Here is an 18783-nt window from a genome sequence, read left to right as displayed (position 1 = left end):
TTATTTATTCAAGAAGAAGATTGCAATTGTGCCAGGTCCGGCATGGGATCCGATGGCCGAACCGATCATATGGACTTCCACATCTTTCGGCTGGAATTTCTCTTCAATGAGCGCTTTCATTTCCAGAGCTGTGCTTTCGTCATCCCCGTGGCTGATGGCAATCGTCTGATTCGTTAATTCGGCACCGCGTTCTTCGATCAACTCGAGCATGCGGCGAAGAACTTTTTTACGGCCCCGATGTTTTTCGATCGGTACAAGCTTTCCACCTTCAACATGAAGCAAAGGCTTGATGTTCAACAGACCGCCGATGAATGCGCTCGCCTTCGATACACGTCCGCCTTTCGCCAAATAATCAAGGTCTTCGACAGTGAATAGATGCTCCATATGGGCAGCCATATCACGGATTTTGCGTTCGATCGTCCGGACATCGTCGCCCGCATCCCTTAGACGGACAGCTTCCTTCACGAGAAGTCCGCATCCGAGTGAAGCGCAGCGTGAATCGATTAGGACGAGGTTCATGTTCGGATTTCCTTCTTTAACTTGATCTTTCATCATCACGCCGGTGTTATACGTTCCTGAAAGCTCGGACGAAAAAGCGATGTACAGTCCATCTTCGCCGGACTTTGCAAGCTCTTTCCAAGTGGAAAGGAACTTCTCCGGGGAGGCTTGCGATGTTTTTGGATGCTTTCCATTGCGGATGGCGTCAAATACTTCTTTCGAATCAATTTCAAGGACATCATCGCCTTCCTTGTCGTCGATCAAGACACGTAATGGAATGAGCGTCACATCGTTTTCATCGAAAAATGATTTCGGTAAATCAGAACCACTGTCAGCAAAAATTCTCATTGTGGGTCCCCCTTATATTCTATTTATGTTTTTCTTGATAATAACAATCGTTCCTTCAGCACTTCTGCGATTCCATCTTCGTTATTCGTCAACGTCACTTCGTCCGCAATGGATTTCAGTCTGTCGATCCCGTTGCCCATCGCTACACCAACGCCCGCATAATCAATCATTTCAAGATCATTATCTTCATCTCCGAAAGCGATGATTCGCTCTTGCGGGATACCAAGATAGTTGGCTACATGGGAAATGCCGACCGCTTTATTCAAGCCGTGGCGCACAATTTCAATGACATCCCATGGTGCACCCCAACGTCTATGGTCGATCGCCTCGGCATGTACATCGGCAAGATGCCTCCGAATCGGTTCAACGTATTTCGAATCTGCCTGAATGAGCAAACTTGTAGGCTCAACTTGCAACGACTCACGGATGTCCCCTTGCTTGATGACGGGATTACCGAAGCCGACGATGTCCAATAGCTTTTCATCATGATATTGCAGATACACATCGTCCATCACTTCGGCAATGATATTATGGAGGCGGAAATCTTGCATCGCATCGACAACATCATTGACGACAGGAAGTGAAATCGTTTCATGGACCGTTTTCCATGAACGGTCAGTCGGATTGTGGACGAACGCGCCATTAAAATTAACGATCGGCGTCTTCAGGCCAAGTTCACGGTAGTACATCGAACTGGCACGATACGGCCGTCCAGTGGCAATCATCACTTGATGCCCTTGTTCTTCCGCTCGTTTCAATGTATGTGCAGTTTCTTTTGAAATCACTTTTTCATCCGTCAGCAATGTCCCGTCCAAGTCGAGGACAATCAAATGCGGTTTCATAAATTTGCCCCCTTTGGAAAGTTTCTTTGTTCTATACCCATTTCCTCAATCGCTTCACCTTATATTGTCCAGTTTAGCGTTATCTATCGGAGCAAGTCAAAACATTCCGGAGGGAAACCGTCCTTTTTGTTTTCCTAATAAAACTTTGGTACGATTTAGAAAAAGTACAGAAGGTGTTTAGATGATTGTAAAAGAAGAAAATTGGAGCAATATCCCATTATTACATATTGTGGATGAAACAATGGAAAATAGCAATATACCAACAGTTATCCTCTTGCATGGCTTCACAAGTGCCAAAGAGCATAATTTGCATTACGCATACAATATTGCAAAGAATGGAATCCGCGTCCTACTGCCGGATGCCCATCTTCATGGCTCGAGGGATGAAGGGTTGGATGAAGTCCAGTTAAGTCTGCGTTTTTGGGAAATTGTCCTGACATCGATCGAGGAAATGGATATCCTTCATAAAGAATTACAGGAGAGAGGTGTCTCGAAAATTGGTATCGGCGGGACTTCGATGGGCGGCATTACGACGCTAGGCTGCTTGACTGCTTATCCTTGGATTGAAGCTGCTGCGGTCATGATGGGTGCACCAGGTTATGTAGAGCTCGCAAAAGCGCAGATGTCCCAATTCGAACGGCGCGGCTTCAAACTGCCGATCACCGATGACGAACGGAAATCTCTTCTCGATACACTCGCCATCTTTGATTTGACGAAACAAAGGAAAAAGCTCAACAACCGTCCCGTCTTTTTCTGGCATGGTAAAAATGATGCGACGGTCCCGTTTGAACCGACCTTCAATTTCTATAACGCAGCGAAGAAGGATTATGTGGATACGCCCGAGCAATTCGAGTTCATGACCGATCCGACGGCTGGACACGCCGTTTCAAGACCCGGCATGCTGCGTGCCGCCGATTGGTTCGCATCTTATTTGAATGAATAGGGCATCCTTGCTATGATGGAGGGAGAACAGATTCGGAAAGGGGAATTTCAATGAATGATGATATGAAGGGCAGTTTGATGGGTGCTCTGGAAAACGTGATCGATCCCGAGCTCGGAATTGATATCGTCAATTTAGGGCTTGTTTATGATGCTGAACTTGATGAAGAAGGCACTGCCAAAGTTACAATGACATTGACTTCAATGGGTTGTCCGATGGGACCGCAAATCGTCTCCAACATCAAACAGGAACTGATGGAATTGCCTGAAGTGAAGGACACAGACGTAAATATTATTTGGAACCCGCCATGGTCGAGGGATATGATGTCCCGCTATGCGAAGATGGCGCTTGGCGTACGATAATATAACGTTTATAAACGTAGATAGAACAGGAAAAAGGTTGTTTGACTTATTGTCAGGCAGCCTTTTTTTGTTACGTGTTTATTCCCATCGGGACAGGGAAAATGAAGCATGCGGAATGCTTTACTTATCGGAATGAAAAGCATATAATTTAATTAATCAAAGATAGTCAAAGTCAAACTTATGAGGTGAATGCATATGAGAATGGATGGCGTACAAGAGGACCAACGTACACCACTAGAACAATTCGGCCGAAATCTCGTTGAAGATGTGAAGAACGGTAAAATGGACCCGGTCATCGGGCGGGATGAAGAAATCCGGAATGTCATTCGGATTTTATCAAGAAAAACGAAAAATAATCCTGTGCTCATCGGGGAACCCGGCGTCGGTAAAACGGCAATCGTTGAAGGGCTTGCCCAACGGATTGTCAAAGGCGACGTGCCGGAAGGTCTTAAAGATAAACAGATCTTTGAACTCGATATGAGCTCGCTCATCGCAGGTGCGAAATACCGCGGTGAATTCGAGGAACGGTTGAAAGGCGTTCTAAAGCAAGTGAAGGAAAGCGACGGTGAGATCATCCTTTTCATCGACGAAATCCATACAATCGTCGGCGCCGGGAAGACGGAAGGTGCGATGGATGCTGGCAATATGCTGAAACCAATGCTTGCACGCGGTGAATTGTATTGCATCGGAGCGACGACGCTCGACGAATACCGGATGTATATCGAGAAGGATCCGGCACTGGAACGACGCTTCCAGCAAGTTATGGTGCGCGAACCTTCTGTTGAAGATACGATTTCGATCTTGCGCGGCTTGAAGGAACGTTTTGAGCTGCATCATGGAGTCCGTATCCATGACCGCGCATTGGTAGCCGCCGCTACGTTGTCCGACCGCTATTTGACGGAACGGTTCATGCCGGATAAGGCAATCGACCTGATGGATGAGGCGAGTGCGATGATCCGGACGGAAATCGACTCGATGCCACAGGAACTCGATTCGGTCACACGCCGGATCATGCAGCTTGAAATCGAAGAGCAGGCATTGAGGAAAGAGACGGATGCGATCAGTCAGACGCGTCTCGAAGCGCTCCGTGCCGAGTTGCAGGAACTGAAGGATTCTTCCGCTGGCATGCGGGAACAGTGGAACAAAGAGAAAGAGGCACTGCGCGGCATCCAGGAAAAGCGGGAGGAGCTTGATCGCTACCGCCGCGAGCTTGAGGACGCACAAAACCGTTTTGATTTGAATAAAGCGGCTGAACTCCAATATGGCAAAATCCCTGAGCTTGAGAAGCGGCTTCATGAATTGGAAGCATCACTCGTCACTAACTCCGATAACCGGTTGCTGAGGGAAGAAGTGACGGAGGAGGAAATCGCGATGATCGTCGCTCGCTGGACGGGCATCCCGGTTACGAAGCTCGTCGAAGGGGAGCGAGAGAAATTGCTCCGACTCCGTGAGACGCTCGAGGAAAGGGTCATCGGTCAGGATGATGCCGTCCAGCTCGTCACGGAAGCGGTTTGGCGCGCACGTGCAGGTATCAAGGACCCTGACAAGCCGATCGGATCATTCCTGTTCCTCGGTCCAACCGGGGTAGGGAAGACGGAGCTAGCGAAAACGCTCGCTGCAACGTTATTCGATTCGGAAGACCATTTCATCAGGATCGACATGTCCGAATATATGGAGAAGCATAGCGTGTCCCGGCTCGTCGGGGCGCCTCCAGGTTATGTCGGCTATGAAGAGGGTGGCCAGCTGACGGAGGCGGTGCGCCGCAATCCGTACTCAGTCGTTCTTCTGGATGAAATCGAGAAGGCGCATCCTGATGTCGCGAATATCTTGCTACAAATTTTGGACGATGGCCGAATAACGGATAGCCAAGGACGGCTCGTCAACTTCACGAACACGGTCGTCATCATGACGTCAAACATCGGATCGGCATACTTGCTGCAAGGCCAGTTCGATTCTGATAAGCATGCCGCCGAGGATCTGGTCATGGCGGAGCTGCGCGGCCATTTCAAACCGGAGCTGCTGAACCGGATGGACGACATTATCATTTTCCATTCACTGTCAGGCGACTCGTTCCGTTTAATTGCCAAGAAGCTTCTCGAGAACCTTGTGAAACGGCTGGATGAACAGGAAGTCGAGCTGGAATACAGCGATGACGTTGTTGACTGGATCGTCCAGGAAGGTACGGACGCAGAGTTTGGAGCGAGACCATTGAAACGGTTCATCCAACGCCACGTCGAAACAGCTGTCGCAAAGGAAATCATCAAAGGCGACTTGAAGGATGATGAAAAACTGGTACTGGGCATGGAAGAAGGAAAGTTGAAGATTGATAAGAAGTAAAACTAACCCTGGTATTCCGATTTAGATCGGCTGCCAGGGCTTTTTTTTGATCGCGTTCAGAAAGATAGCTTTCGCGCTCAAAGAAGCAGCATCCTCGCTCAAGAATCGTCTATCGCGCTCAAAGAAGTAGCTTCCGCGCTCAAGAATCGTCTCCCGCGCTCAAAGGAGCATCTCTCGCGCTCAAGAATGTTCCCCCGCACCCAAAGGAGCTCCAAAAGCCATACAAACAAAAAAACCATCCACAACGAAGTGAACGGCTTTACGGATGGATCAATAATCTGCAACTTCTCCGTCTGGAGTGACTGCAGTAATGCAAAGGATGATGACTGCCAAGACGATCGAAGCGACAAGTCCCGCTCTGAAGTCGAAAGCCATACCGGCGATTGAACCTGCTACATAGTTAACCATCGTTACAAGTAGAAAAGACCAAACAAATGCCATGATGTATTTCATCGAATTCACCTCATCGTAACTATTTCCTCGTAATCATATCATAGCACGTCCAATCTATAAACAAAATTATGCATTGTCGATATATTCTTTGGCGAAATCGTGTCGACATATTGAAAAGCAGACTGGAATCTTCTATAATTAACACCAGGTACTAATAATAGATGATAAGGAACGGGGTATGTAAGATGAATGCAGGGTTGATCGGCGTAGGGAAGTTTGTTCCTTCGCAAGTTGTCACAAACCATGATCTTGAACAGCGCATCGATACGTCGGACGAATGGATCCGTACGCGCACCGGCATTGAAGAAAGACGCATCGCGGATGATAATACCAATACGTCCGACATGGCGTATGAAGCGGCGGTAAGCGCTCTTGAAAATTCTGGCCTTCACCCGGAAGACATTGGAATGATCCTGGTCGCTACGGTGACGCCAGATCGTCCATTCCCATCCGTTGCGACAATGATCCAAGAGCGATTAGGCGCGAAAAATGCATCCGCGATGGATATATCAGCGGCATGTGCAGGGTTTATATACGGCGTTGTAACAGCTAAGCATTTCGTTGAAGCAGGAACGTATAAACATGTACTCGTTGTCGGAGTAGAGAAGTTGTCGAAGATTACGGATTGGGAAGACCGCAATACGGCAGTCCTATTTGGGGACGGTGCCGGTGCAGCAGTTGTCGGAAAAGTGAGCGAAGGCCGGGGAATCCTTTCCTTTGAATTAGGAGCCGATGGTACAGGGGGCAAACACCTATACCAAGACAAGTACCTCCATATGAACGGACGTGAAGTGTTCAAATTTGCAGTTCGTCAAATGGGCGAATCAGCCGTGAGTGTTACGGAAAAGGCGGGCTTGACGACGGAAGATGTCGATTATTTGATTCCCCACCAAGCGAATATCCGCATTATGGAGGCATCGCGCGAACGGCTCGGCTTGCCGATTGAGAAAATGTCCAAGTCTGTCCATAAATATGGAAACACTTCGGCAGCATCCATTCCGATTTCATTATACGACGACCTGCAAGAAGGCCGCGTGAAAGATGACGATATCATCGTCCTTGTCGGATTCGGCGGAGGCCTAACATGGGGCGCCCTATGCATTAAATGGGGAAAATAACTTCGGATTACTATATACTAATGTAAATTAGAGATACACTTTTGAACGAAGCATATGAATCAATAACTATTTGTAAAAACGAAGGGGAGTTTTCAAAAATGGAAAGACGTCGTGTAGTCATTACAGGAGTTGGAGCAGTTTCTCCAGTAGGAAATTCCGCAGAAGAATCATGGGAAGCGGTACTGAGCGGAAAGTCCGGAATCGGCCCGCTCACAAGACTGGACAGTGAACAATTCCCGGTGAAAGTCGCTGCGGAAGTGAAAGATTTCGACATCGAAGAATACATCCCGCGGAAAGACGCGCGCAAAATGGACCGCTTCACGCACTATGCGCTAGCAGCCTCCATCATGGCAATGAAAGATGCAAATCTTGAATTGGATGAAGAGACTGGATTGCGTACGGGCGTATGGATCGGATCAGGCATCGGCGGCATGGAAACACATGAGCAGCAGTTCAAGACATTCCAAGAAAAAGGATACCGCCGGGTCAGCCCGTTCTTCGTTCCGATGATGATTCCTGACATGGCTTCAGGCCAAGTGTCAATCCATCTGGGCGCTAAAGGCATCAACTCGTGCACAGTTACCGCTTGTGCATCGGGTACGAATTCAATCGGTGACGCATTCGAAGTCATCAAGCGCGGAGATGCGGACGTCATGATCACGGGCGGTGCAGAAGCTCCGATCACAACGATGGCGGTAGCTGGTTTCTGTGCGAATACAGCGTTGTCGCTGAATCCTGATCCGGCAACAGCTTCCCGTCCGTTTGATAAGGAACGGGACGGCTTTGTCATCGGGGAAGGCGCAGGCATCCTCATTCTCGAGGAATACGAACATGCAGTGAAACGCGGTGCGAAAATATACGCTGAAATGGTCGGGTACGGATCTACAGGAGACGCTCACCATATTACTGCGCCAGCTCCTGAAGGTGAAGGTGCAGCTCGTGCAATGCGTCAGGCACTTGATGAAGCAGAAATCAGTCCTGACAAAATTGATTATATCAATGCACATGGAACGAGCACGCCATACAACGACCTGTTCGAAACACTCGCTGCTAAAACGGTTTTCGGAGAGCATGCATACAGGCTTGCGATGAGCTCAACGAAATCGATGACGGGCCATCTTCTCGGTGCAGCTGGAGGATTGGAAGCGATCTTCACAGTAAAAGCATTGCAGGAAGGGATCCTTCCTCCAACAACCAACTATGTGAATGAAGATCCAGAATGCGATTTAGACTATGTTGTCAATAAAGCAAGGAAACAAGATATTGAATATGCGATGAGCAACTCTCTCGGCTTCGGGGGACATAACGCTTCACTTGTATTCAAGAAAATATAATTAACTAGATGAAAAAGCTCCCCTTTTGGAATTCTTCTAAAAGGGGAGCTTTCATTCATACAATGGAAGAAAAGCAAAAGGGCGATGTATAGATGACACGTATCTTCTTCTTCCTCATCAGTTACGGACTCATAGTCATTACGACTACACATATGATCTTCTATTTCAATTATCTATCGCTCGGCTATAGCTGGAAGCAGATCCTGCTGTTCATTATCCAAACGGCCGACTTCACGCTTTTCGTCATGGCAGTCATACTTCTTGCCATTACCGTCTTCTTCCGAGCCCCATCGCAGACTCCATTTTTTTAAGCGTTGCGGACGCAATTGCATTCGCTCTCTCGGCTCCGCGATCAAGATGAATATCAAGCTCAGAGGAGTTGAGAAGCTCTTCATAGCGTTCTTGGATCGGCGTAAGATGTCCGATCACAGCCTCGGCTACACTTGTTTTGAATGCGCCATAGCCAAGCCCTTCGTATTTCGATTCAAGATCGGCAATCGAGATGCCGCTTAATGCCGATTCAATTGTCAAGAGGTTCGAAACACCCGGCTTGTTCTCTACGTCGAATTTCACGATGCCATCCGAATCCGTCACTGCACTTTTGATTTTCTTTTCGATTTCCTTCGGCGTATCCAATAGCGAAATCGTCCCTTTTTTATTCGGATCGGACTTGCTCATTTTCTTCAATGGGTCTTGCAATGATTTAATGCGCGCGCCATTTTTCGGTATGCGCACTTCCGGGATGGTGAGCACTTCGCCGTAGCGTCTATTGAAGCGTTCTGCCAAGTCCCTTGTCAATTCGACATGCTGTTTTTGGTCATCCCCGACCGGCACGATGTCGGTATTGTAAATGAGAATATCCGCAGCCATCAAAGGCGGGTATGTGAGAAGTCCGGCAGATACGCCTTCTTTCCCGTCGGATTTGTCTTTGAACTGGGTCATCCGCTCAAGCTCTCCGATATAGGAGATGCATTGCATCATCCATCCGGCCTGGGCATGCGCTGGCACTTCCGATTGGATGAACAGAAGCGATTTCTCCGGATCGATACCGCTTGCAATATAGATGGCTGCTAGCGAACGAATCGTCTTCGCGAGTTCAGCCGGATCTTGCTGTACTGTGATTGCGTGCTGGTCAACGATACAGAACCTGCAGTCGTATTCATGCTGAAGTTCCGTAAATTGCTTAAATGCGCCGATGTAGTTCCCTAATGTCACTGTCCCTGTTGGCTGAACGCCTGAAAAAATAGTCTTCATCCAAAATTCCTCCTCTAAAAATAGCTGATTTCCGTTACAGGCGGACGCTTTCCAATCGAACAGCGAAGGGTTCGATTTGCCTTAATTTCTGCGTTCTTTGCAGAAATTAAGGCAGCCCCTTCCTGCTCCCAACGCTTCGCTTTTGGTCGCAAAAGCCGTTCTTCGTTACGGCTTTCGCTGGAGTCGCCGCCTTCCACTACAATCAACTTAATAACAGTTAATAAAAAAAAATAGAATAAAAAAACACCAGTCATCCCTAAAAAAGGGACGACTGATGTGAATCAACCGTGGTACCACCCGAATCAGCCTGCAAGCAGGCCACTCAAACCCCTTAACGCGGGGAGACGTGAAAGGCTACTGAATGATGAATGAACATCTATCTTTCGCCAGTCAAGCTCGGGAACCCAATTCCTCTCGTCCGCCATGCCTGTTCTCACCAACCACAGGCTCTCTTCAATGCCGCGACGAGAATACTCTTTCCGTCTTCGCTTTTCGTAATAGTTGTCAAAAGTATAATACGGTATTTCGAATAAAGCAAATCAAATATCTTTTGGTTGCTTTATTATATGCTAGTGTTGGCTTCTTAAGGATGAATTTGACAAAAGAATAGGTTTTTCGACAGGAAATTGAGGGAATAGATGACTTTACCTATTCATATTTTTTTTGCTTTGCTAGAATGAGTGAAAGAGAGAGGATGTGTCAGATGAAGAAAATGAAATGGATCGCTACTTTGCTGCTTGCGGGTGCAGTCGCTATGCCACTGTCCGTCCAAGCGGGCGATGCAAAGACCGATATTGAATTTGCTGAACGTACATATGGATTTGAAGAGATAGACAAGGGGATCGTAGCCAGCTCAAAGTTATACACGCATCATTCGGGACTCGCATTTGACTATCCCGAAGCTGTGCGTGGCATTTACGTGACAGGCCATTCGGCAGGTGGCTCCGCATTCGAACGGTTATTGAAACTGATCGATTCGACGGACTTGAATGCAATGGTCATCGACATTAAAGACGACTTCGGTTATTTAACATATAAGCCGCAAGAAGATTCGCCGTTATTCAAAATGGACATTGGGCAACCATACATAAAAGATCCGCGCAAGATGCTAGAGACGCTTGAGGAGCGGAAGGTCTATCCAATCGCTAGGATTGTCGTGTTCAAAGATAGCGTTCTCGCGGAGAAGCGTCCCGAACTATCTTTCATGGATGGCGATAAAGTGTGGAAGAACGGAAGGGGAGAGTCCTTCGTCAATCCGTTCATGAAGGAAGTATGGGATCATAATGTCGATATCGCAATTGAAGCGGCGAAGATGGGATTCAAGGAAATCCAGTTCGATTATGTCCGTTTTCCGGAAGGCTTCGAGAAACGGCACGAAACGTTGAAATACTCAATGGATGACTATAAAGACTCCGATTTAGATCCGGTTCAGCGCAGGGTCGAAGCGGTAACGGATTTCGTGGCATATGCACGGGAGCAGCTGAAACCTTATGATGTGGACGTTTCGGTCGATATTTTCGGCTACGCGGCAACTCTGCCCGAAGCGCCGGGCATCGGACAGAACTTCTCGAAGATTTCCGAAAATGTCGATGTCATATCCTCAATGATTTATCCGAGCCATTGGACATCGTATTTCGGTATAGCGAAGCCAGACCTTGAACCTTATCGACTTGTGGCGGAATATGCGAAGGTGGAGAATGCCAAGCTCGGAGCGCTTGATAATCCGCCGGTTTCCCGGCCGTGGCTGCAGGACTTCAGTGCACCCTGGCTTGGAAGCGGGAATTATCTCCGCTATGGGAAAAAAGAAGTTGAAGCGCAAATCAAAGCATTGAATGATAATGGCATTGATGAGTTCCTCTTATGGAATGCACAGAATAAATATACAGATGGAGTAGACTATACTCCATAAATTATTCCGGGGACCTGAGGCAAAGGTTTCCGGAGTTTTTTGATGTATATTGAAACTTTTCAGGCTTCTATGTCGTACTAGTAGTTGTGGAGCGATATTTTTCATTCGAGGAATTCTAAATGAGAAAAGATTTATTTCAATCATTGATGTTTAAACTTTTCTTCCATCGGGTATAACAGTAAAGAAGTAGTAAAGTACATAGTCGAAGGAGCTGTAAACCCTATAATATTGCGGAATTGTGACAAGTAAACCATCTGTTCCACTTTTTTGTGAAAAAGTGTATTCATTGAGAATGAATATGTGTATAATAGGAGTTAAGCTTATTACTTTAAAATAATTCTAATTTAATTTTCTAAATATAAGATAGTTAGCCGACTGAAAGGAAGTGTCAGCGAATGGGAGTTACATTATTTACCTCACCAAGTTGCACATCATGTAGAAAAGCGAAGGCATGGTTAGAAGAGCATGATATTCCCTATTCCGAACGAAATATTTTTTCCGAACCGTTGAATATTGATGAAATCAAACAAATTTTGCGAATGACAGAAGATGGAACAGATGAAATCATCTCAACGCGCTCAAAAATCTTCCAAAAACTGAATGTAGACGTGGAAAGCCTTCCACTGCAACGGTTATATGAATTAATTCAAGAACATCCGGGCCTATTAAGAAGACCGATCATCCTAGATGAAAAAAGGCTTCAGGTAGGGTATAATGAAGATGAAATCAGACGCTTCCTACCTCGGAAAGTAAGGGCCTATCAGCTTCTTGAAGCGCGGCGCATGGTAAACTAATAAAAGACATAATATAGCTGATAGGGAGTTGACAGGCATCTTGCCGATCCTATCAGCTTTTTAATTTCCCCTTGCTTATCATGCTGATATTCTCTACAATGCTAGTAACATAATTCAGCAAAATCCAGCTGAATTATGATGAGACGTAATTGATTATTATCCGTCCATCGGAGGATAACCCTTTCAAAACCTCCGGGATGGTCATATGATAAGTATAAGCATTGCAGGTTTATTGCTAAAAATAACGAAATGGGCACAAGCCTGTTTGTAAGGAAGGGAGAGAAAAGGGATGGAAATAGAGCGAGTCAATGATAATACCGTAAAGTTCTACTTATCGTATATCGACATTGAGGAACGAGGCTTTACACGGGAAGAAGTTTGGTACAATCGCGATAAAAGCGAGGAGCTCTTCTGGGAGATGATGGACGAAATCAACGATGAGACCGAATTCGAAGTGGAAGGTCCATTATGGATACAAGTCCATGCGATGAATAACGGAATTGAAGTAACCGTGACGCGGGCGCAAGCGACGGACAATGATGAATCTGATGCCCACCTAGGCATGGATGATTCCCGAAAGACCTTCGAACCGGATCCCAGCATATTTGCCGATTCCGAACAGCTTATGAATGAATTGAATGATGAGCCTGTTGTATGGACGTCCGATATGTTCGTCTTTGAAGATTTCGAAAACCTCATTCCGCTGTCAAATATCATTCCCCCATACGCAGTTGAATCATCTCTCTATTCGTTTGAAAATAAATTCTATCTATATGTGATTTATGATGAATCGAAAATGGATGATGACGATAAATCCGATTTCTGCAGCCTCATTTCAGAATACGGCTCCTTATCCCAAGTGACGATCCACCGCCTAGAAGAATACGGCAAAGTCATTATGGAATCTGACGTATTGGCAACTGTGAAAAAATACTTCGGTAATTAACAATATACAGCTGTTCCCAGATCGAAAATGGGGAACAGCTTTTTTGTATTAGAGGTGTAAAAAGTTGATTTCCGCTTCGGACGGACGCTTTTCGCGGGCACGGCTTCAGCCGATCGAACAGTGAAAGGTTCGATTTGCCGTATTTCTGCGTTTTTTGGCAGAAATTAAGGCAGCCTATGCTCGCAACGCTTCGCTTGTGCTCGCAAACGCCGTTCTTCGTGACGGCGTTCGCTGGAGTCTCCGTCCTACGCTTCAATCAACAGTGCCGCTGTTTAAGAAAGGAATTTCAGAAATGAAGACAAAAAATCGAATAAATGAGGGTAGGTTTTTGGGAATTATGAAAAGACACCAGTAGTTATGAATGTAAAATCAAAAAAGACAATCGAGTATGTCTTGACCCATGTCAATAAAAAGCAGGTGGGGAAACTAGAAGAAGCGGCTTACTCGTGAAGTTAAAGAAGAAACGGAATTAAACGTTGAACTAGGGGGAGTGTTTGCAGTAAGTGAAGCGTTTTTTAAAAAATCGGGGACGTCACACAATATTTTTCACGGGACGGTAATTCCTAAGGTACAAATCTCCTTCAACTAATAGAGGTCATTGCCGAACTAAGAAGTTGTCCTTGATGGGATAATAGTAAGCGAATAAGTAAGAATAAAGGGTGATATGTAGATTGACAACTATAGGGCTGATTAGACATGGAATTACTGAGTGGAATGATCTTGGCAAAGCACAAGGCACATCAAACATACCATTAAACAAATTGGGTAGAAAGCAAGCCAATAATGTTGGCGATAGGCTTCTGGATGAAGGCAATTGGGATGTAATTATTTCAAGTGACTTATCAAGAGCTATAGAAACTGCACAAATCATTGGGAGTAAATTAAACTTATCAATAAGTCATTATGATAAACGAATCAGGGAGATAGATTGTGGTGAAATTGAAGGTACAACCGAAGAGACCCGACAGGAAAGGTGGGGAAGTAATTGGCGTGAAATAGATCTTGGAATGGAGAATTTTGAGGAAGTTGGGAAAAGAGGAATGGGTTTCCTTGAAGAAATGGTCTATACATATAACGGAAAGCGAATTTTACTAGTCAGTCACGGGGCTTTAATCGGTTTAACGTTACAACAATTACTTCCCACCATGTTCCCATCGACATATATAGATAATTGCTCCTTAACTATCTTGCAAAATACTGATGGAAAATGGGATTGCATTCTATACAATTGTACAAAACATTTGATATAAGTTAATGTTACCAGACCATAAACTCTTCTCTCCTTCAAAGGGAGTGAAAATCGAGACTGCTCTGCAAAAAGGCGCTTCTATTGAATTAGGACTTACTTCTGTTTAGATATTTTAAATTAATTTAAGAGTTATTTCTAGTAAATACTTAAATTATTCAACCGATGGGTGCGATTGCCATATATAATCAGACACTTAGTTGATTGGAGCGGAAGACGGCGGACTCCGTGAGGATCAGCGGGACAGGTGAAACAACCAACGGAAGCGCAGCGAACGGGGTGGTTCACCACACGCCCTCCGGAAAGCGTGCCGTCTGAAGCGGAAATCCGTTTTGATACGATTTAAATTAATTTGAATTCATAATATTTGAAATAAAACGCCCCCTTCCTTACAATACAAGTGAAGGGAGTGAGGGCTATACTAACTGCTTATTCGGATGAAGGCCGACTGATTATTTTATCCCTGGAACTGGAAAGGCATGAGCTGAGAAGGTGGAGGAACACCCGCAGCTTTTATTGTCCGCAGTGCAAAGGGCCGGTTCAGTTGAAAGTCGGCGACATCGTCATCCCGCATTTTGCGCACCGGAAGGACTCAGCTTGCAGCGCTTCGTTTTCTGAAGGTGAATCTCAGCAGCACTTAAACGGCAAACAGCTGCTGTACCAGTCTTTAGTAAACGGCAAACAGGAAGTTGAATTGGAACCGATGCTAAACAGGATTTCACAACGTCCGGACCTTCTCGTAAAAACCGGCGATAAAAACTATCCAATCGAGTTTCAATGCAGCACCATCCCCATCTCTCTTCTGGAAGAACGGACAGACGGATATTTCCGTGCTGGCATGGAGCCGATTTGGATTTTGCATACCCCGGCAAAATTCACAAACCTTCCTGAAGGTATAGGCGTGTTTCAGTTCTCCAAGTTCCAAGAGTGGTTCATCGTCCGCAGATCTCCTAATGATCACCTTCTCCTCACATTTAATCCCCACACTCAAACATTTCACTATTTCAGCAGTCTGCTCCATGTAGCCGGACAACGGTATATCGGAATGCATCGAATCCTACCTCTACAATTTCAAATTTTCCCTTTCGCACTTCCTAAAGCACCCACCGAGAAGGAAATAAGACAATACGCCAATCTTTACGAAACACTACGTCAGAAAGAGGTGCAGAACCGGATTGTATTGAATAGAAAGGGCATCAGAGACCCATTCTTAAGAAGCTGCTATGAAATGAAAATGCTTCCTACCCAACTGCCTCCATGGATCGGGATGCCTGTCCAGGGAAACTCGGCATTTCGTGAACCGGACGTTGAATGGCAATTCCGTCTGGTGCACTTCCTGAAACGAAATGAGATTCCATTTTGGGATGTAGCGCCCTATTCAATTGAACGTTTTGTACGTAGTTTTAGCGGGGATTATAAAGGGAGAGCGATGGCATGCGAGCATTACATCGAATTCTTAAGTCGTTATGGAATCGGCTCAATAACGCAAGAGACGGAATTGGTCGAAAATGTTGTTTTGCGATTCATTTCAGAAAGATTTCTTGCAAATTAAGGACGAAATTGAGAGAATGAAAATGATTCGTTTTACGAAGAAGATGATGGGGAGGATTTTGAATGACGACTGAACCGAAAAACAAAGTATTGACGCGCGATCAAGTGAAAGTTGAAGAAACATGGCGTCTCGAGGATATTTTCCCAACCGACGAAGCGTGGGAGCAGGAGTTTAAGGAAATCGAAGAGCTTTCTAGGAAGGCTGAGTCATTCAAAGGCACATTGAACCAAGGGGCCGATGCATTGTTCGAAGCGCTTTCCTATCGGGATACAATCTATGAAAGAATGGGGAAACTGTATACGTATGCCCATTTGAAAGGCGATCAGGATACGACGAACAGTTTCTATCAAGCGATGGAGAGTCGTGCGAAAACATTGTACGTCAAAATTTCGACAGCGCTTTCTTACTTCACACCGGAGTTGCTGTCCATCCCTGAAGAGGAATTGAACAGTCTCGCGGAAAACAACGAGAACTTGAAACTATATAAGCATGAATTCGAAGAAATGAATGCCTATCGTGCGCATACCCTTCCTGCTGAACAGGAAGCGATCCTTGCACAGATGGGCGAAGTGACGGGCAGCTCGTCGGAAACATTCAGCATGTTGAACAATGCTGACTTGACGTTCCCGATGGTGAAAGACGAAGACGGAGAAGAGGCCGAATTGTCACACGGACGATATATCCGTTTCCTCGAAAGCAAAGATGCTCGCGTGCGTGAAGACGCATTCAAGGCGATGTACGGCAAATATGGCGAATTCAAAAACACCTTCGCATCCACGTTGAGCGGAAACGTAAAACGGAATAACGTCAATGCACGCATCCGCAATTACACATCTGCACGGGAAGCGGCTTTATCGAACAATCACATTCCGGAACAAGTGTATGACAATCTCGTCAATACAATCAATAAAAATCTCGGATTGCATCATCGCTACGTAGCGTTGCGCAAAAAAGTCCTTGGCCTAAATGAACTCCATATGTGGGATATGTTTGCACCGATGGTTAAAGACGTGGAAATGAAGATTCCTTATGAGGAAGCTACCAAAACTATGCTCGAAAGCTTCCATCCGCTTGGCGAAGAATACACTTCAATCGTCAAAGAAGGACTCGATAACCGTTGGGTGGATGTCCGTGAAAACAAAGGGAAGCGGTCAGGTGCTTACTCATCGGGATCCTATGGCACTAACCCATACATCCTGATGAACTGGCAGGACAACGTCAACAATATGTTCACATTGGCTCATGAATTCGGACACAGTGTGCACAGCTACTATTCGAGGAAGTATCAGCCAGTAAACTACAGCGGATATTCCATTTTTGTCGCTGAAGTTGCATCTACAGTAAATGAAGCGATTCTAAACGATTATTTATTGAAGACAATCGACGATAAGCAGAAACGCATTTATTTACTGAACCATTGGCTTGAAGGCTTCCGTGGAACGGTCTTCCGCCAAACAATGTTTGCCGAGTTCGAGCACCTGATCCATCAGCTCGATCAGCATGGCGTTGCTTTGACAGCTGATAAATTGTCAGAGGAGTATGCTGCCTTGAACAAGAAATATTTTGGCGAAGCAGTGGAAGAGGATAAGGAAATCGCTCTTGAGTGGGCGAGGATCCCTCACTTCTACTACAATTATTACGTGTATCAATACGCAACTGGCTTCAGTGCTGCAGTTGCGCTAAGCCACCAGATTTTATCGGAAGGGCAGCCAGCTGTCAACCGTTACATCAATCATTTCCTGAAAGCGGGATCATCCGATTATCCGATCGAAGTTTTGAAAAAAGCAGGCGTCGATATGACGAGCTCGCAACCGATTGAAGAGGCGTGTAAAGTATTCGCAGAACGGTTGGCTGAGTTGGAAGAATTGCTTGGATAAGTAAAAAGTGACCTGACTAAGCGTTTTCAGCGCTTATGTCAGGTTTTTTCTGTTCGGTTGTTATGGGGTTATATTAGTATAACAATTGGTAAAGCGCTTACATTCGAAATCTTGAATGTGAAACCGATTTGTCAAGTGGATGGAAGTCTTTAGGTATAAGGTTTGTTTCGTTATTTATTTGTGACAGAGATGTGAAACTTCATGTGAAATGTTGATGTTACTATTATTTTATGATAAGTTATAGATGTGAAATAAATCACATACCAAACATACACCCCTTTTGTTTGAACGTGAACATTTCTCCCATTCCCTTTGTAAAAGAGCATCCCTCTCCCCCAAGAGTGGATGCTCTTTTCTTTTGTTATACATAGTTATGGCTGGCGCTCAAAGCGAACGGCTTGGCGCCTAAAGCAGGCTGCCCCGCGCCTAAAGCGAGCGGCTTGGCGCCTAAAGCAGGCCACCCCGCGCCTAAACCAAGCGGCCCCGCGCCTAAAGCGAGCGACCCCACGCCTAAACCAAGCGGCCCCGCGCCTAAAGCGAGCGGTCCCGCGCCTAAAGCAGGCCAGCCCGCGCCTAAAGCGAGCCACCCCGCGCCTAAAGCGAGCGGTCCCGCGCCTAAAGCAGGCCATCCCGCGCCCAAAGCAAGCGGCTTGGCGCCTAAAGCAGGTCACCCCGCGCCTAAACTAAGCGGCCCCGCGCCTAAAGCGAGCCGCCCCGCGCCTAAAGCAGCCCCCCCGCGCCTAAAGCGAGCGGCCCCGCGCCTAAAGCGAGCGGTCCCGCGCCTAAGCAGGCCATCCCGCGCCCAAAGCGAGCGGCCCCGCGCCTAAAGCGAGCCGCCCCGCGCCTAAAGCAGGCCCCCCCGCGCCTAAAGCGAGCCATCCCGCGCCTAAACCAAGCCGCTCCACGCCCAAAGCAAGCATCTCTACATATAAAAAAGCAGATTGCATGGGATTCGAAGACCATGCAATCTGCT

At 46.3% G+C, this 18783-nt stretch carries 18 protein-coding genes and 1 other annotated feature; of the genes, 12 read left to right on the top strand and 6 right to left on the bottom strand.

Annotation, left to right across the window (positions count from 1 at the left end; translation table 11 throughout):
- Both M3193_RS06710 and M3193_RS06705 read right to left on the bottom strand, forming a co-directional pair.
- On the bottom strand, positions 1–846 hold the full coding sequence (locus M3193_RS06710) for a DegV family protein (protein ID WP_251625378.1): 846 nt from the start codon (positions 844–846) through the stop codon (positions 1–3).
- A 23-nt stretch (positions 847–869) separates the two neighbouring features.
- Positions 870–1688, bottom strand: a complete 819-nt coding sequence (locus tag M3193_RS06705) for a Cof-type HAD-IIB family hydrolase (RefSeq protein WP_251625376.1) — start codon at positions 1686–1688, stop codon at positions 870–872.
- A 181-nt stretch (positions 1689–1869) separates the two neighbouring features.
- Here M3193_RS06705 and M3193_RS06700 point away from each other — a divergent pair, with 181 nt between their 5' ends.
- The 3 genes from M3193_RS06700 to M3193_RS06690 all read left to right on the top strand — a co-directional run bounded on the left by M3193_RS06700 (position 1870) and on the right by M3193_RS06690 (position 5327).
- Positions 1870–2631: a prolyl oligopeptidase family serine peptidase gene (locus M3193_RS06700; protein ID WP_251625374.1), complete on the top strand. Its 762-nt coding sequence runs from the start codon at positions 1870–1872 to the stop codon at positions 2629–2631.
- Positions 2632–2681: 50 nt separating this feature from the next.
- Positions 2682–2990 (top strand): metal-sulfur cluster assembly factor, encoded by a 309-nt coding sequence (locus M3193_RS06695; protein WP_251625372.1) that lies wholly within the window; start codon positions 2682–2684, stop codon positions 2988–2990.
- Positions 2991–3191: 201 nt separating this feature from the next.
- Positions 3192–5327: an ATP-dependent Clp protease ATP-binding subunit gene (locus M3193_RS06690; protein ID WP_435372033.1), complete on the top strand. Its 2136-nt coding sequence runs from the start codon at positions 3192–3194 to the stop codon at positions 5325–5327.
- Positions 5328–5597: 270 nt separating this feature from the next.
- Here M3193_RS06690 and M3193_RS06685 read toward each other — a convergent pair whose 3' ends face one another.
- On the bottom strand, positions 5598–5780 hold the full coding sequence (locus tag M3193_RS06685) for a DUF2929 family protein (protein WP_251625368.1): 183 nt from the start codon (positions 5778–5780) through the stop codon (positions 5598–5600).
- Between the two features lie 185 nt (positions 5781–5965).
- On the opposite strand from M3193_RS06685, the gene M3193_RS06680 reads away from it, so the two are divergent.
- The 3 genes from M3193_RS06680 (at position 5966) to M3193_RS06670 (ending at position 8543) form a co-directional block, all read left to right on the top strand.
- Complete coding sequence (locus tag M3193_RS06680) at positions 5966–6898, top strand: beta-ketoacyl-ACP synthase III (protein ID WP_251625366.1); 933 nt, start codon at positions 5966–5968, stop codon at positions 6896–6898.
- 98 nt (positions 6899–6996) lie between these two features.
- On the top strand, positions 6997–8232 hold the full coding sequence (gene fabF, locus M3193_RS06675; protein ID WP_251625364.1) for a beta-ketoacyl-ACP synthase II: 1236 nt from the start codon (positions 6997–6999) through the stop codon (positions 8230–8232).
- 92 nt (positions 8233–8324) lie between these two features.
- Positions 8325–8543, top strand: coding sequence for a hypothetical protein (locus tag M3193_RS06670; RefSeq protein ID WP_251625362.1), 219 nt, complete (start codon positions 8325–8327; stop codon positions 8541–8543).
- Here the strand turns inward: M3193_RS06670 and trpS are convergent.
- Positions 8500–9486, bottom strand: a complete 987-nt coding sequence (trpS, locus tag M3193_RS06665; protein ID WP_251625360.1) for a tryptophan--tRNA ligase — start codon at positions 9484–9486, stop codon at positions 8500–8502. The genes M3193_RS06670 and trpS overlap by 44 nt on opposite strands.
- A gap of 260 nt (positions 9487–9746) precedes the next feature.
- Positions 9747–9981 (bottom strand) — a binding site (T-box leader).
- 208 nt (positions 9982–10189) lie between these two features.
- On the opposite strand from trpS, the gene M3193_RS06660 reads away from it, so the two are divergent.
- The 6 genes from M3193_RS06660 to pepF all read left to right on the top strand — a co-directional run bounded on the left by M3193_RS06660 (position 10190) and on the right by pepF (position 17810).
- The gene (locus M3193_RS06660; RefSeq protein WP_435372017.1) at positions 10190–11395 is read left to right on the top strand and encodes a putative glycoside hydrolase; all 1206 of its coding nucleotides are present in this window, start codon (positions 10190–10192) and stop codon (positions 11393–11395) included.
- 395 nt (positions 11396–11790) lie between these two features.
- Positions 11791–12189: a transcriptional regulator SpxA gene (gene spxA, locus M3193_RS06655; protein ID WP_191694934.1), complete on the top strand. Its 399-nt coding sequence runs from the start codon at positions 11791–11793 to the stop codon at positions 12187–12189.
- A gap of 289 nt (positions 12190–12478) precedes the next feature.
- The gene (mecA, locus tag M3193_RS06650) at positions 12479–13135 is read left to right on the top strand and encodes an adaptor protein MecA (RefSeq protein ID WP_251625358.1); all 657 of its coding nucleotides are present in this window, start codon (positions 12479–12481) and stop codon (positions 13133–13135) included.
- A gap of 671 nt (positions 13136–13806) precedes the next feature.
- A complete protein-coding gene (locus M3193_RS06645) occupies positions 13807–14385 on the top strand; it encodes a histidine phosphatase family protein (protein ID WP_251625356.1) in 579 nt (192 codons plus the stop codon).
- Positions 14386–14781: 396 nt separating this feature from the next.
- Positions 14782–15933, top strand: a complete 1152-nt coding sequence (locus M3193_RS06640; RefSeq protein ID WP_353056371.1) for a competence protein CoiA — start codon at positions 14782–14784, stop codon at positions 15931–15933.
- A gap of 62 nt (positions 15934–15995) precedes the next feature.
- On the top strand, positions 15996–17810 hold the full coding sequence (gene pepF, locus M3193_RS06635) for an oligoendopeptidase F (protein ID WP_251625352.1): 1815 nt from the start codon (positions 15996–15998) through the stop codon (positions 17808–17810).
- Between the two features lie 361 nt (positions 17811–18171).
- Here the strand turns inward: pepF and M3193_RS06630 are convergent, their stop codons facing one another.
- The gene (locus M3193_RS06630; RefSeq protein ID WP_251625350.1) at positions 18172–18450 is read right to left on the bottom strand and encodes a hypothetical protein; all 279 of its coding nucleotides are present in this window, start codon (positions 18448–18450) and stop codon (positions 18172–18174) included.
- Positions 18451–18592: 142 nt separating this feature from the next.
- Positions 18593–18757 carry a hypothetical protein gene (locus M3193_RS06625; RefSeq protein ID WP_251625348.1) on the bottom strand — a complete coding sequence of 55 codons (165 nt, stop codon included), beginning with the start codon at positions 18755–18757 and terminating at the stop codon, positions 18593–18595.
- Positions 18758–18783 lie beyond the last annotated feature (26 nt).

It is taken from the genome of Sporosarcina luteola (assembly GCF_023715585.1).
GTDB lineage: Bacteria > Bacillota > Bacilli > Bacillales_A > Planococcaceae > Sporosarcina > Sporosarcina luteola_D.
This window is presented reverse-complemented; position numbering and strand designations above follow the sequence as displayed.

What these genes read in the sequence shown, in the direction of transcription:
- M3193_RS06710 (WP_251625378.1), bottom strand. Translation starts at nt 846, where the DNA reads ATGAGAATTTTTGCTGACAGTGGTTCTGATTTACCGAAATCATTTTTC.
- M3193_RS06705 (WP_251625376.1), bottom strand. Translation starts at nt 1,688, where the DNA reads ATGAAACCGCATTTGATTGTCCTCGACTTGGACGGGACATTGCTGACG.
- M3193_RS06700 (WP_251625374.1), top strand. Translation starts at nt 1,870, where the DNA reads ATGATTGTAAAAGAAGAAAATTGGAGCAATATCCCATTATTACATATT.
- M3193_RS06695 (WP_251625372.1), top strand. Translation starts at nt 2,682, where the DNA reads ATGAATGATGATATGAAGGGCAGTTTGATGGGTGCTCTGGAAAACGTG.
- M3193_RS06690 (WP_435372033.1), top strand. Translation starts at nt 3,192, where the DNA reads ATGGATGGCGTACAAGAGGACCAACGTACACCACTAGAACAATTCGGC.
- M3193_RS06685 (WP_251625368.1), bottom strand. Translation starts at nt 5,780, where the DNA reads ATGAAATACATCATGGCATTTGTTTGGTCTTTTCTACTTGTAACGATG.
- M3193_RS06680 (WP_251625366.1), top strand. Translation starts at nt 5,966, where the DNA reads ATGAATGCAGGGTTGATCGGCGTAGGGAAGTTTGTTCCTTCGCAAGTT.
- fabF (WP_251625364.1), top strand. Translation starts at nt 6,997, where the DNA reads ATGGAAAGACGTCGTGTAGTCATTACAGGAGTTGGAGCAGTTTCTCCA.
- M3193_RS06670 (WP_251625362.1), top strand. Translation starts at nt 8,325, where the DNA reads ATGACACGTATCTTCTTCTTCCTCATCAGTTACGGACTCATAGTCATT.
- trpS (WP_251625360.1), bottom strand. Translation starts at nt 9,486, where the DNA reads ATGAAGACTATTTTTTCAGGCGTTCAGCCAACAGGGACAGTGACATTA.
- M3193_RS06660 (WP_435372017.1), top strand. Translation starts at nt 10,190, where the DNA reads ATGAAGAAAATGAAATGGATCGCTACTTTGCTGCTTGCGGGTGCAGTC.
- spxA (WP_191694934.1), top strand. Translation starts at nt 11,791, where the DNA reads ATGGGAGTTACATTATTTACCTCACCAAGTTGCACATCATGTAGAAAA.
- mecA (WP_251625358.1), top strand. Translation starts at nt 12,479, where the DNA reads ATGGAAATAGAGCGAGTCAATGATAATACCGTAAAGTTCTACTTATCG.
- pepF (WP_251625352.1), top strand. Translation starts at nt 15,996, where the DNA reads ATGACGACTGAACCGAAAAACAAAGTATTGACGCGCGATCAAGTGAAA.
- M3193_RS06625 (WP_251625348.1), bottom strand. Translation starts at nt 18,757, where the DNA reads ATGCAATCTGCTTTTTTATATGTAGAGATGCTTGCTTTGGGCGTGGAG.